14 protein-coding genes are annotated in these 12,887 nt (G+C 39.2%); 1 reads left to right on the top strand and 13 read right to left on the bottom strand.

The window, feature by feature from the left end; genetic code table 11:
• Positions 1-110 precede the first annotated feature (110 nt).
• From MKX60_RS19540 to MKX60_RS19480, 13 genes are all read right to left on the bottom strand, one after another.
• Positions 111-2,714 (bottom strand): ABC transporter permease, encoded by a 2,604-nt coding sequence (locus MKX60_RS19540; protein WP_341060721.1) that lies wholly within the window; start codon positions 2,712-2,714, stop codon positions 111-113.
• Positions 2,711-3,394, bottom strand: a complete 684-nt coding sequence (locus MKX60_RS19535) for an ABC transporter ATP-binding protein (RefSeq protein ID WP_042127549.1) — start codon at positions 3,392-3,394, stop codon at positions 2,711-2,713. Before MKX60_RS19535 ends, MKX60_RS19540 begins: the two co-directional genes overlap by 4 nt.
• A 95-nt stretch (positions 3,395-3,489) precedes the next feature.
• Positions 3,490-4,491: a sensor histidine kinase gene (locus tag MKX60_RS19530; RefSeq protein WP_076298990.1), complete on the bottom strand. Its 1,002-nt coding sequence runs from the start codon at positions 4,489-4,491 to the stop codon at positions 3,490-3,492.
• A gap of 1 nt (position 4,492) precedes the next feature.
• Positions 4,493-5,176 (bottom strand): response regulator transcription factor, encoded by a 684-nt coding sequence (locus tag MKX60_RS19525; RefSeq protein ID WP_076285781.1) that lies wholly within the window; start codon positions 5,174-5,176, stop codon positions 4,493-4,495.
• 169 nt (positions 5,177-5,345) lie between these two features.
• The gene (locus MKX60_RS19520; protein WP_341060719.1) at positions 5,346-6,146 is read right to left on the bottom strand and encodes a GNAT family N-acetyltransferase; all 801 of its coding nucleotides are present in this window, start codon (positions 6,144-6,146) and stop codon (positions 5,346-5,348) included.
• A gap of 393 nt (positions 6,147-6,539) precedes the next feature.
• Positions 6,540-6,866 (bottom strand): class I SAM-dependent methyltransferase, encoded by a 327-nt coding sequence (locus MKX60_RS19515; protein ID WP_341060718.1) that lies wholly within the window; start codon positions 6,864-6,866, stop codon positions 6,540-6,542.
• A 14-nt stretch (positions 6,867-6,880) separates the two neighbouring features.
• Complete coding sequence (locus MKX60_RS19510; protein WP_341060717.1) at positions 6,881-8,092, bottom strand: DUF2812 domain-containing protein; 1,212 nt, start codon at positions 8,090-8,092, stop codon at positions 6,881-6,883.
• The gene (locus MKX60_RS19505) at positions 8,073-8,420 is read right to left on the bottom strand and encodes a PadR family transcriptional regulator (RefSeq protein ID WP_371916540.1); all 348 of its coding nucleotides are present in this window, start codon (positions 8,418-8,420) and stop codon (positions 8,073-8,075) included. Before MKX60_RS19505 ends, MKX60_RS19510 begins: the two co-directional genes overlap by 20 nt.
• A 165-nt stretch (positions 8,421-8,585) precedes the next feature.
• The gene (locus tag MKX60_RS19500; RefSeq protein ID WP_341060716.1) at positions 8,586-8,903 is read right to left on the bottom strand and encodes an iron-sulfur cluster biosynthesis family protein; all 318 of its coding nucleotides are present in this window, start codon (positions 8,901-8,903) and stop codon (positions 8,586-8,588) included.
• A 121-nt stretch (positions 8,904-9,024) separates the two neighbouring features.
• A complete protein-coding gene (locus MKX60_RS19495) occupies positions 9,025-9,483 on the bottom strand; it encodes a DMT family transporter (RefSeq protein WP_076298986.1) in 459 nt (152 codons plus the stop codon).
• 38 nt (positions 9,484-9,521) lie between these two features.
• A complete protein-coding gene (locus tag MKX60_RS19490; RefSeq protein WP_076285787.1) occupies positions 9,522-9,947 on the bottom strand; it encodes a DMT family transporter in 426 nt (141 codons plus the stop codon).
• Positions 9,948-10,137: 190 nt separating this feature from the next.
• The gene (locus MKX60_RS19485) at positions 10,138-10,539 is read right to left on the bottom strand and encodes an NUDIX hydrolase (RefSeq protein WP_341060715.1); all 402 of its coding nucleotides are present in this window, start codon (positions 10,537-10,539) and stop codon (positions 10,138-10,140) included.
• Positions 10,540-10,596: 57 nt separating this feature from the next.
• Positions 10,597-11,820 carry an MFS transporter gene (locus MKX60_RS19480; RefSeq protein ID WP_339271134.1) on the bottom strand — a complete coding sequence of 408 codons (1,224 nt, stop codon included), beginning with the start codon at positions 11,818-11,820 and terminating at the stop codon, positions 10,597-10,599.
• Positions 11,821-11,953: 133 nt separating this feature from the next.
• Here MKX60_RS19480 and MKX60_RS19475 point away from each other — a divergent pair, with 133 nt between their 5' ends.
• The gene (locus MKX60_RS19475; RefSeq protein ID WP_340969305.1) at positions 11,954-12,850 is read left to right on the top strand and encodes a LysR family transcriptional regulator; all 897 of its coding nucleotides are present in this window, start codon (positions 11,954-11,956) and stop codon (positions 12,848-12,850) included.
• Positions 12,851-12,887: the final 37 nt, after the last annotated feature.

The raw sequence follows: 12,887 nt of genomic DNA, 5'->3' as shown, positions 1-12,887 counted from the left end.
GGGATTTATATGTAATAACATACCGTTCGTGTCATATATGACACAAAACACCCCCAAAAAATATAAACCTTCAGAAAAGTCAAAAAAGCCGCGATTATCGCGGCTAATCCTTATATATTCTCCTGTTTTAAAGCATCAATAATATTTTCCTTCTTCACTTTTGAACTGGAGTACAGCATAGCTGAGCTAACGATGATAAATACAGCGACTATGACATACAAGATACTCATCCACGGAAGTGCAAATCCATAGGAGAAACTACTCATCATGGATCTAAAGATCAAGTACATCACGACTATGCTAATCGGAAGCCCGTAAAGTAGTGATTTTATCCCATAGAAGATACTTTCATAATTAATCATTTTATTAAAACCGTTTGGCGTCATCCCTACAGACTTCAACATCGCAAACTCTCTTTTACGAAGTGATATGCTAGTTGATATCGTATTGAAAATATTCGCAATCGATATTAATGTAATCAAAGCAATAAAACCATAGGTAAAAATAGACATTAACATGATCATCTGCTCACTATTTTGTCTATTTTGAAACACATTTTGAACATAGACATTCCGCTCTTTCATCTCTTCAATGGCTTGTTGTGTCGCTAATGGATCAGAGCTGTTCAGGTTTAGTCGGCTTTGAATATCGTTACTCATCGTATCATTTGTTAATTGATCGAAGACTTGGTCAGAGACAATGATGTTTAATCCACCAACTTGTGCTGAATGAACACCCATAGGGCGTTTATCAGTTAATGCGACGATTTCTACTGGTGGTAATTTCGTCTCTTTCTCTGTGTTCCAATCCGTATAAATTAAATCAAGCTTCTGACCGATTTCCGAATGAAGAGCTTTGGTCTCAATAATTTTTTTGGCGTTCTCATCCTCAAAGGTGACGGTATCATTCACAATAGCTGACATCTGATTGAGATCCGTTAATTGTTCATAACTTACACCGACGGATTCTGCATAGGTTCTCAAACTCTGTTCATTTAGGGCATGGATCTGAATGTAGTAAGGATATTTCCCATTCTTTAAAATACTGCTATCCTTCTCCACGATCTCTTGCAATTCTTTTGCCATATCCTTTTCATCAATCCATGAACTCAAGCTTAGTTCCCTGACCACATTATATTCCGTTATATTAGGTAAGGCAGATATCGATTTCGTCAGCCGATCTACTTTTTGAGTGTCCTCAGTCCCCATATAAACTTGGATATCGTAGTTCAAACCATCCTGTGAGAGTTCTACCGACTTTCTCATATTAGTAGTGAACGAAGATACGGATAAAAACAGAACAATACTAATGACAAGTGAGAACACGGTTGCTTGGTACCTGCGTTTATTTCTCTTTAAATTCTTCAAACCAATTTCTGCTTCAATTCCAAACAAATTGCGAACGAATTTGGAAGTTTTCACCGCTTTACCAGAGAGCTTAACATCGGTTGTTTGTCTGATCGCATCAATTGCCGAGATCTTTGAAGCTTTTCGGGCTGGAAGATAGGTGGATATAAAAATCGTCATAATTGAAACTACACAAGCGGTTAGAAGAGATAGAGGTGTAACAACCAACGTTAATTTTTCTGTTATCCCTAATACATCTTGAATCATCGAATTGATAAACATAAAAGTGATCCCGATTCCTGTAATTCCGCAAAGGATCCCAATAGGTATACTAATTAAACCGATGATCATCCCTTCAAAAAACACTGAATTCTGCTTCTGCCTCTTTGTAGCACCTACGCTGGAGAGCATTCCTAAATGGCGTGCACGTTCCGAGACAGAAATTGCGAAAGCATTATAGATTAAAGAAACGGAACCAATGATAATCACAGTCATAACGATGACTGACAATGAAAGAAGTGTATTACGTAAGCCATCGTTATTCGTCACACCATAATAGCGGAGCAAACTATTATTATAAGAGATCGACTCGATATTGTTTTCTTGTGCCAATTCCTCTGCATGCTTGTATATGGAGCTATCCACCTTATTTAATACAACCGTCGCTGTGGTTTTTTCAGCTGCTCCAATCAAGCTTTCATCCACATAACTTAGAGCAGTATAACCCGGGGACCATGTTGGTTCCCAAGTAGGGCGCTTTATCACTCCCACAATCGTGTAGTTCATTGGTTTTTTATGAATGATCTCTTCATTCAGGGTGTCCTCTTCAGTCCGTAATCGTTCGTTCTGAGATAAGGGCTGCCCACTATTTTTATCATCCCTAGTGACTCGCTCTCCGACATCGAGAGTTAAAGTTTCACCAATCTTGTATGTTACTTTAGCGTTTTTTGCAATTTCCTCAGAAATGACTACTTCATAGTTAGTCTTCGGGAGTCTTCCATCCAGAAGTTCAATCGGAAATTGTTTAAAACCAGCTAAATTATATTCCTTAATATACCAATAGGGCTTGTTCTCATTCTGTCCCCCCTCTAAAGGGGCATAGCCACGATCATTTGAGATGACAAGTGTTTTCGTTGCATCATCCGCTTCTATCGCTTTAAGCTGAGCTTTAGTAACATTTCTATATTGGACATGCCATTCTCCATTTGTTGAGATACTCTGCTGCCTCATTAATTCCATAAATGAAAAACCAAGCGTTGCCACAGCCGTCACCATAGCCACAGAAATGATGACTCCAATGATAGTAACCAATGTTCTTCGTTTATTTTGCTTCAAATGTCTAAGCGTTAATTTATTTACGATATTCACGGACGAATCACCTCATCTTTGGCGATCCTTCCATCTTCAATGGTAATCACTCTATCCGCTTGTAATGCAATCCGTTCATCATGAGTAATGACAATCAGTGTTTGATTATAGGTTTTATTAAACATTTTTAATAAATCTATAATTTCACCACTGTTCTTACTATCCAGATTACCGGTTGGCTCATCTGCCAGCATGATTGCAGGATTACTAATTAACGCTCTACCAATAGAGACCCGCTGTTGTTGCCCGCCTGAGAGCTGATTTGGGAGATGGTTTAAGCGATTCTCCAAATTTAACGCCTTTACAGTATCCGCAAATTGTTTCTTATCTACCTTATGCTGATCAAGGAGTAAAGGAAGTGTGATGTTCTCTTCGACCGTTAAGACCGGTATAAGATTATAGAATTGATAAATCAGCCCAATTTGTCTGCGTCTAAAGATCGCCAGCTGTGTTTCATTCAATTCATAAATATCCGTGTTATCTACGAATACTTTGCCGCTTGTCGGTCTATCCACTCCGCCTAATAAGTGCAGAATGGTCGATTTCCCGGAGCCAGATGGCCCGATAATCGCTACGAATTCACCTTTTTTAATCGAAAAAGATACATCATCCAGTGCCTTTACCGCTGTTTCGCCTTTTCCATATGTTTTAGACAGATGTTCAATCTTTAAAATGTCCATTGTTAGACCTCCATTTGTTGATGAGATCAGTATATCTGTCTACAATGACTATCCAGTGACTCAAAAGTGACATTCTAGTCACTAAGCTACAAGTGCTAAATGACTTGCTTATAAAATTTAATCTGAAATTGTGAACCCTTCCCCACCTCACTCTTCACATCGATCGTTCCGTTTTGTCCTGTGATAATGCTTTGTGCCAAGGCAAGTCCAATCCCTACACTATCTTCGCTTGCATTCTTACCTTTATAGAATCGTTTGAAGATATAGGGGAGCTCTGCCTTTGGGATTCCTTTGCCGTTATCTGTAATGAAAATTTCCGTAAACAGTGCATTTTCTGCAAAAGAAATCGAAATTTCTCCCCCAGCAGGTGTGTGCTCTACACAGTTTTTCAGAATATTAATGATCGCCTCAGTTGTCCAATTGAGATCGCCCGTAAATGTGGTGCTATCATCTCCATCAATCAAGATCCGTTGTTCTTTAATATCCATTGGAATTAACATGGGCTCCAAAGATTTTTGAACTAGCTTGTTCACCAGAACAAGATCTTTTTTAAAATGAATGGTTCCTGCATCGATCTTGGAGAACTTTAATAAAGAGGAGACTAGCCAGCCAATTCGTTCGAGTTGGATCGTAATTTTCCGGGTAAACTCCATTCTCTTTTCAGTGTGCAGCTCAGGATCACTTAATAAATCTGCCATCACAGTCATGGAAGTAAGCGGGGTTTTGAGCTGATGAGAGATATCCGAAATCGCATTGGTGAGCTTCATTTTATCTTCTTGTAATTGCGCACTCTGCTCGGATAACATCAGCGTCACTTTATAAATGTCATTCTTCAGGATACTAAGCTCACCTTCCTGATTATCACGAACATCGAGCGAATAATTCCCACTACTGATTTGGCGTAGATACCCTGAGAGTTTTTCAATTTCACCATATCTCCAGCGGGTAAACAATACACTGCAAGCTATAAGCAAAGCTGAAGTCCCAGCTATGAGCCCTACCGCCTCTAACGATATAAATGTCGCCACCGCTGTAGCCACAAGACTGATCAAGCACATCGTAAATAATAACCATCTAAATTCTCTATTACGAAGCATCCTAATCACCTACCTTGTAACCCAACCCTCGAACTGTTTTGATCAGTGTTGGTTCTTGGGGGTTATCTTCTAACTTTTCCCTAAGTCTTTTTATGTAAACCGATAATGTATTGTCGTTCACGAATTCACCTGCCACATCCCAAATCCGTTCTAACAATTGATTTCTTGAGAGAACCTGACCAACATGGTTAGCAAAGATCAGTAATAATCGATATTCTAATGCGGTCAATAGCACTTCATCGCCGTTCTTATAAACCTTTCCTTCAAGTGTGTTAATCCGTATATTCTCTAATTCGATATTGGATTGGGTCTGAGCCTGCTTGTTATATCTCCTTAAGACGGATTTAATCCGCGATAGCAGCTCCCGAATCCGAAAAGGCTTGGTTATGTAATCATCTGCCCCCATATCGAGTCCCATCACCACGTTGACCTCATCATCAATCGCCGTTAAAAAAATTACCGGTATATCACTTTGCGCTTTCACGATCTTGCACAATTCATAACCGCTGCCATCCGGCAGTGAGAGATCAAAGATGCATAAGGTGAGCTCTGATAACTGCTCAGATAACACCGCTTTGGCTGAGCTGGCGTCATAACATAGAAGGGTTTCAAAATGATCCTGCTGTAATGAATATTCAAGCCCTGATGCTATCGTTCTATCGTCCTCGACAAGAAAAATTTTCATGGATGATCATCCTAACATTATAATATATTCTATCGTTCCATTCGTTCCGATGATCATTCTCTCATAATTATAGAGTTATACCAAATTACAATTCATATTATAGTATCTACAACTCCACGGTAAATATAATAAAAACGTCTACTCCATGGAATAGACGTCTCTAAAAGGATTATATTGCAAAAGCACCACACTTATATTGATGTATCTGTTGAAACCCTAGCCGTAGTGCCGATTTTTTCGAAGCTTCATTATCTAGTGAACAATCCCAGTAAGGAATAAAGCCATTGGCGAGCACATCTTCAACTACTAGCGTTGCTAAATATGTCCCCACTCCTTGTTTCTGATATTTAGGAAGGGTTTCAATTCCGATTGCGTGAGTATCCTGTGTAACAAAACTAGAATAGCACACCCCCATAATTTCAGATCCCTCAACTGCAGCATATCCGTAGCCTTTTTCGGCAAAGTCTGCTTTCGATGACCAGAATAAATCAATATTTTCATGTACAAATTCTATATTCTTTAGATCTGAGTTCTCCCAATCCAGCATTTTAAGATTTATAGTTCTAGTCCCATTAGTCTGCGTCGTAGGCGGCTTGTGAAGTAACTTGAACACCATCTGTTCAAACGGATATAGCTTCCTAGAAGGAAACATCAATTCCAGATTCCATTCATCATGTTGACCAGAAACTTCGAAATGTTCCATCCCGAGTTCCTTCATTCTAGGTACAATATGATCTGTTACATAACTGTCCAGTGCATGGATAAAGGCTTGGTTGGTGTGATCGCCAATAAGATAAAACCCTTCAATCCCCTGACTCCATACTAACGCACTCTTTGGTGCTGTAAGTTGATCGACAAAGATCCAACCAGGATTATTGCCTTCAATCAAAGAGAGAGTTTCGGGATGGATATGCTCGCCTTGAAGTAGTGGCTTCACTTTATAATAATCCTCATGAGGTATTTCATGCATACAAACACTCCCCTTATTTTCCTTACAGATGCTGTATACATAAGTATAAAGTAATCGTCCTTCATCGGCTGGTAAAGTTCATTCATAACTGAAAATTACTGTCCACGTATAACTGTTTTTCTAGCCTTAATTATTAAAAATGAAGGTCTCCTTCTTTCATTTATTAATTTGGGCATCTTCTCAAGACCCTCAAGGCTGGATTCAGGTTCAACAATTCCTTCAATAGTCAGTCCATTTTGGATCAAAGTATTAAGTAATGTTGAAAGTTTTCTATGATATTTTATGACACCATCAATTCCCCAAAACTGTGATCTGAGACCTTCTTCTCCATAATTATCAATGGGCCAATGTAGGATATTTTGATCGGAATCTTTAACCCACCCACTTTGAATCTTATTTGATAAAACAACAGGATGCTCTGAATTCGATTTCTTCCATAGAGCCCTGTATATAACGGATCTCAGGTCGTTTCCTTGCCATAGCTAACATCTTCTCTGATATATCTACACCTGTTACCTGTGAAACGTGGTTATCAATCATATAGTTTGCCATTTCACCAAAACCACAACCCAGATCGAGAACATTTAAATCTTGTAGGACAGGAAGCAAACCTCTTATTGCAGGTTGTTCAATAAAGTCATTGTATGTAATTCTTGACTCCCTTAAGTTCTTATACATTTGAAAAAACTCAGGGTTGTCATAAATGTTCTGTTGCATCATACACCTCCACGAAATTATTGATGATGTTTACGAAGTCGGTTGTAATATAGCCAAGTCCGAGTAACATATGAGCCAAACATTAGAATTAATATGGCGTACAAGATCATATTTATGATCTGCAATCGATCCAGGTTAGAATAAGTCGATAATCTTACATTTAAACCAATGATATACATATATAAAATAGTGAGGGGTAAGAACATAGCAGAATACGTTAAAGCTATACGTCTAGCTAGTTTCAACTGATTTAACTTATCGCTGTATATTTGCGGTTTGGCTTTACCTGGTACATATTCTTGGCCCCATAAAACCCATTTCTGACTCCATGAACTCGAATGATACAGACATATCCAGCCAGAATCCGTATGAATGTTGAAGTAATTGGTATCAGCAGTATTTTGTAAGTCCGCACAATAACACATCTTACGAGGCTTCCCTTTTTTAAAATAAAAGGCAGTTCCTGTTTTGCCAACGCTGTACAGATTATATCCCTTTTCTTCCATTCCCTCTAGCCACTCTTCAAGCCGATCCGGCGAATACATCCATCCAATCTTCCACTTCAAAACAAGTTGACCTGAATTTTTCAAACGCTTCTCTTCATTCTTACTTAGCCTGTCTTTCAGAGGGGATGTCCCCTGACCATTTTGCTTGTTTGGTTGTATGAATTCCCCTGTTAATCTTTGGTTCGTCTTGTTTAATGTGATCAGCGAATATACGGTGAAAATGCATAAGATAATGCTAAGCCCTAATGCAGTAGCGGGAATAAAACCATAAGGTCCGTTGAAGACATTAAAATGACCAGACTCGGAAACACTCAATGCTATCGTACTTATTATAATTACATTGAGTAATGCAACCATTAAATAAATCAATATCCCCATAAAAATATACATGATCTTCTTGTTATGCTTTACGATTCCCTCTCGATCAGGGAGAGCTCTAATCTGTTCTAAAGGCAGCCGATTCATCGTCACAACCCATTTGCCGCTCTGTAACACCTTCGTCCATCCGAAATTTAATAGACCCTTAGAGAGGGATTGGTTGGGAACTTTATCGAATACGATTCGATAGTTTGCTGCTTTAGGTTCGCCCTGCTGAAAGTAAAAATATCTAGTTAAACGGTTGATTCGGATAAGTTCGTAGCCTTTTTGGGCCATAGAAGCTAACCATTCTTCAGTTTTCTGAACATCATAACTCCAAAGGGGTCTAAATATTTTGATAATCATCTATGTCACCTCCATATTTTGTAGCATTCTCATGTAGCTCTTTAAGCCTATTAATCTCCGTAGCAAGAATTAGCATCCCTATGTCTGTTCTTTCGTAAACTGTTTTTCTCTCTTCATCAGCAAAAACAGTAATCATCCCATCTTTTTGCATCTTCGTTAACGTGCCATAAACTGTACCTGAACCTAACAAAAGACGTGCTTTCGTGATTTTCTCCACATGCTTCACTATTCCATATCCATGACGTGGTTCATCTAAGGATAAAAGAATATAGAATGCTGTTTCAGTCATGGGTACGTATTTCTTCAATACTTTCTCAGGGTTCAACATGCCCAGCTCCCTTTATTTATACGTCGCATTTAAATATGTCTTAACGTGACTATATCACGTTGTGACATAGTCTACAATATTAATGCTCGAAAAAAAATAAAAAAAATGTGTAGAATCGCTTCATCAGCCATTCTACACACTCTGCATTCAACTGCTCCAACCTGCCTAACGAATATCTTTTACACGAATATTACTTCCTAACAGACTCGAATCACTACTTAATCGGAATGACGGGTAATTCTCATCTGCTTCAAGTCGCATCTGTTCATCAAATAAAGACTCCTGTTGCCGGTCAACAAAAAAAGTAAAAGGTTCTTTCTGAACTTCAATATCTGTAGCATGAGGTTCACTAATGACCTGAATTACGATCACGCCATTACAACCACAGCCCTCTGTATCGAAGAATAATTTAAAACATCCTGGTCGTTCACCAAGGCTTTTTTCTAACTTTTCAATAGTTTGGGAGTTCAATTGTATGAACATAGGATGATCTACTCCTTATTTATAATCGAGCTATTACTTTCCCAAAGTATAATTTGATTTGCTTCCATCCTCGTGTGACTGCCATCACTTCTATTTTGACAGACATGCGACTGAGCATAAATTAAGCCGCCTTCTGCGTCTCCCGTTCACCACCTAGCTTAAACACGAGAATACCTCCAACAATAACAATCACTCCGACCAACTGCTTCCAAGTAAAAGGAACCTTTTCAAGCCCTAACCAGCCTAGTGAATCCCAGAGCAGTGCAAACCCAAGCTGAGAGATTAATACGATCGAAATCGCATACGTAGGGCCCAATCGCTTAGTTCCTTGCACAAGGCATATTACTACCCCAACCCCGATCAAACCACTGATCCAATACCAAGGCTCCATATTTCTCAAAGTAAATATACGGTTTCCTTCAACGATAAGACTCATGATAAATGAAGCTAGGAATCCCATCCCTAACACTAAAGTTGTCGTGGCCCAAGATCCAACCTTTTCATTAACTTTTGTATTAAATATATTTTGCAGACTCACTAGTGATCCCGCGATAAGCGCTAATATCAAACCAATAATCATAACTTAACTCCTCCATTTATCGACTTTACGCAAGGCCATTAAAATTTCAGTATCACTACGCCAACGATCATCAACCCGATGCCGATGAACTGCGGCAGTCTCATTTTTCTCTTTTCCATTCCAAACCAGCCTTTAATATCAATTAAGAACGTCAGACATAGCTGAGCAATCAACAATGAGGATATCGTAAACGTAACACCAATTTGCTGAATGGCCGTTACTTCACTAAAAATAATAACAGCCGCAAAAGCGCCACCGATCAAATATAAGGGTTTCACTTGCTTAAAGCCTCCCCTTTTCCCATCTCTAACGAACAAAAGAATGAGAAAGGACATGATGAACCCTGTTAATTGTGTAATTGTAGCCGCCTGCCAAGTCCCGATATCTTGACTAATTCGAGCATTTGACACGCCCTGTAGCGTAATACAAGCCCCCGCTAAAAATGCAAATATAATTCCTCTCATTTCTCTCTCTCCTCAACTTCGATCTCTTACATATTAAATAGCAATTCAAGGGTTTAAAAAAGGACATCTGTCCTTAATGAGAAGAAACGTTGCTATCGCCCAACAACGACCTTTGGCTCGTAGAAATAAAAAGACCGTCTCAAGCCAACTTGCTGGCTTAAAACGGACTTCAAATGCTGTATATGGTTGATTATGAGAGCAAATTCTTCTCATGCAATTGATCAAAAATAATTTGGGTAACAACAGACACACGATTCCGATCCTTATAACTTAGCCAAGACAATTCCTCGATTTCGGACGCTGGCATTAATGTCCCTTCATAATCCGCAATATAACAGGTCATTTTGACTGTAACACCCTCTGCTTTCCCATGAGCTTCTGCCTCAAACGTTCCAAAATAAGAAACAGTCTCTGTCTTGATCTGAACAGAAATCTCTTCCTCGATTTCGCGCACGAGCGTCTCCTTGTCTGTTTCGCCGGCTTCTCTTTTTCCTCCAGGCAAATAATAGGTATCTTTCCCTTTGGAACGTGCACATAGAACTTGTCCATTCTCGATATGAATCCAAGCGATTTTATCAATAATTGTAGTCATATTGTTCTCCCCATGCCTTTTTTTCAACAATTATATCATACAGCTGAATGTATACATTTATGCAACGTCAGCTTTAGATTTTTGAACGCGAAGCTTAGATTGAGGTAGGTGATGAAGCAAATAGTATACAGCAACTGAGATAAGCGTCACGAACCCTGCAACTTCGTACATCATACGGTAATCTGTATAAGAAGCAACTACACCCATAATATAAGAACCCGCTCCATACCCCAAATCAAATAACAAGAAAAAGGTTCCGTTTGCGCTTCCTCTACGTTCTTTATCGGCTAATTTAAGTGCAAGCGTCTGAAAGCATGGCATAAGTGCGCCATACCCAACCCCCATAATGATGCCTGAGAACATCAGCATGAATCCGGATTTAGCTTGACTTAAGCTAAGCAGACCTACAGCGAAGATCAGAATTCCGGGATAAATGAGAATATGTTCATTATATTTATCGAATACTTTACCGATTAGCGGTCGAAACAGCACAATCATAATCGCAAAGGCCACAAAAAAATAACCGGTAAGCTGTGATTGGTTAATTTCTTTTGTAAAAGACGCGATAAAACCAGATAAAGAACTATAGGAGAACGCAAGCGTAAATCCAACAAGTGAGATGGGCAGTGCTTTGGGTTCAATGACGTCACTCCAGCGAAGACCCTTTCGCATCTTCACAGGTTCCTTAACGGCTTCTTTAACCGTATCCTTCTCTTCTTTGGGCATACGAACGCCTAATGTGAATAACAGCGAAAGCGCAGCAATCACACATACACCTAACAGCAATACATGAATGTTCTCATCTTTCCATAGAAAAAGACCCAAAGCTGGTCCAATGACCATCGCAATGCTCATAAACATACTGAAATAACCGATACCTTCTCCTTGGCGTGAGAAAGGGATTAACGTGGAAGCTATTGTACTTGTCGCTGTCGAGGCAACCGCATAACTCATACCGTGAATGAAACGAATCACCAGAAACAATACAATTCCATTAGCTCCGAAGTATCCTATACAGGCGAGTAGAAATAAGACCAGCCCAATAACCGCCATTTTCTTTTTACCGAATTTATCAACCCATTGTCCTGAAAAAGGACGGATCAATACACCTCCGAGGACATAGATGGTAATGGCTAACCCCATTTGCTGCTGATTCCCGTGCAAGCTTTCCTTCACGTATAACGGGAATGCAGTCGCCAGAATGTAAAAGGTCAGAAACATAAAAAAACTACTCAAACAAACAACAATAAAATTCCGGGTCCATATTTTCTCTCTAATCACAGCAGACTCTCTCCATCCTACCTAAATCTTTTTATATGTTACAATAGTATAGGACCGAAAATTAATTAAGTAAAATACAAATTATATGATGGATATATCACATTAGAGTTATGAATAAAGAGAGGTCAATGTTATGGAATTCCTTCAGCTTCAATATTTCCGTGTAGTTGCTCGTCTTGAGCACATGACTAATGCCGCCAAAGAATTAAATGTATCTCAACCCTCACTTAGCAATTCCATCCAACGTTTAGAGAAAACCTTAGGTGTTCCCTTATTCGAACGCCAAGGCAGAAATTTAAAATTGAACGAATTCGGAAAAACATATCTTCGTCGTGTGGAGCAAGCATTTCTGGAACTGGATGAAGGTCAGCATGAGCTCACGGATATGGCTGGACTTGAACATGGAGTAATATCTATAGCAGTAACACTACCGTATGTATTGCCCACTTTACTAAAAGAGTTTCTTACCCTTCACCCGCACGTTCGGATCATTCAGCGTCAGCTTGGCTCAGCATTAGAAATGAGAAACGATCTGGAGAGTGCGGTGATTGATTTTTGCATATCTTCGACACCTGTCACCGGACCAGACATCGAATGGTTTACCTTAGCAGAAGAGGAATTATGTTTAAGTGTGCCTAAGAATCATCGTTTTGCCAATCGCGAGAGTATTTCTTTGATTGAAGCTGCTGGTGAGAATTTCATTTCTTTGTCTTCTAGATCTAATTTCCGTGAAATTACAGATGCATTTTGCCGTCAAGCTGGATTTGAACCGCTAATTGCTTTCGAGCTCGAAGAAGTAAGTGCCGTTCAAACCTTAGTTGAGATGGGGCTGGGTATCACCTTTACTCTCCCTTTAGCCTTAAGCAGGAGAAGTAAAAACACAGAAATCGTTCAATTGAAAATAACCGATCCGCTTTGTCAGCGCACTTTTGGCATCGCTTGGAGCAGAAAACACTTTTTATCACAAGCGGCTATACAATTCCAGAAATTCGTTGTGGATTTTTTTAGTAAACCTCATGAGTATAGTTAATGAGAATATGCCATCTTATATCAACCGCAATCACATC

Source organism: Paenibacillus sp. FSL R5-0914, assembly GCF_038004525.1.
Lineage (GTDB): Bacteria > Bacillota > Bacilli > Paenibacillales > Paenibacillaceae > Paenibacillus_AQ.
The sequence above is the reverse complement of the archived record's forward strand: the minus strand, read 5'-3'. Positions and strand labels throughout refer to the sequence as shown.

What these genes read in the sequence shown, in the direction of transcription:
- MKX60_RS19535 (WP_042127549.1), bottom strand. Translation starts at nt 3,394, where the DNA reads ATGGACATTTTAAAGATTGAACATCTGTCTAAAACATATGGAAAAGGC.
- MKX60_RS19530 (WP_076298990.1), bottom strand. Translation starts at nt 4,491, where the DNA reads ATGCTTCGTAATAGAGAATTTAGATGGTTATTATTTACGATGTGCTTG.
- MKX60_RS19525 (WP_076285781.1), bottom strand. Translation starts at nt 5,176, where the DNA reads ATGAAAATTTTTCTTGTCGAGGACGATAGAACGATAGCATCAGGGCTT.
- MKX60_RS19520 (WP_341060719.1), bottom strand. Translation starts at nt 6,146, where the DNA reads ATGCATGAAATACCTCATGAGGATTATTATAAAGTGAAGCCACTACTT.
- MKX60_RS19515 (WP_341060718.1), bottom strand. Translation starts at nt 6,866, where the DNA reads ATGATGCAACAGAACATTTATGACAACCCTGAGTTTTTTCAAATGTAT.
- MKX60_RS19510 (WP_341060717.1), bottom strand. Translation starts at nt 8,092, where the DNA reads ATGATTATCAAAATATTTAGACCCCTTTGGAGTTATGATGTTCAGAAA.
- MKX60_RS19505 (WP_371916540.1), bottom strand. Translation starts at nt 8,420, where the DNA reads ATGTTGAACCCTGAGAAAGTATTGAAGAAATACGTACCCATGACTGAA.
- MKX60_RS19500 (WP_341060716.1), bottom strand. Translation starts at nt 8,903, where the DNA reads ATGTTCATACAATTGAACTCCCAAACTATTGAAAAGTTAGAAAAAAGC.
- MKX60_RS19495 (WP_076298986.1), bottom strand. Translation starts at nt 9,483, where the DNA reads ATGATTATTGGTTTGATATTAGCGCTTATCGCGGGATCACTAGTGAGT.
- MKX60_RS19490 (WP_076285787.1), bottom strand. Translation starts at nt 9,947, where the DNA reads ATGAGAGGAATTATATTTGCATTTTTAGCGGGGGCTTGTATTACGCTA.
- MKX60_RS19485 (WP_341060715.1), bottom strand. Translation starts at nt 10,539, where the DNA reads ATGACTACAATTATTGATAAAATCGCTTGGATTCATATCGAGAATGGA.
- MKX60_RS19475 (WP_340969305.1), top strand. Translation starts at nt 11,954, where the DNA reads ATGGAATTCCTTCAGCTTCAATATTTCCGTGTAGTTGCTCGTCTTGAG.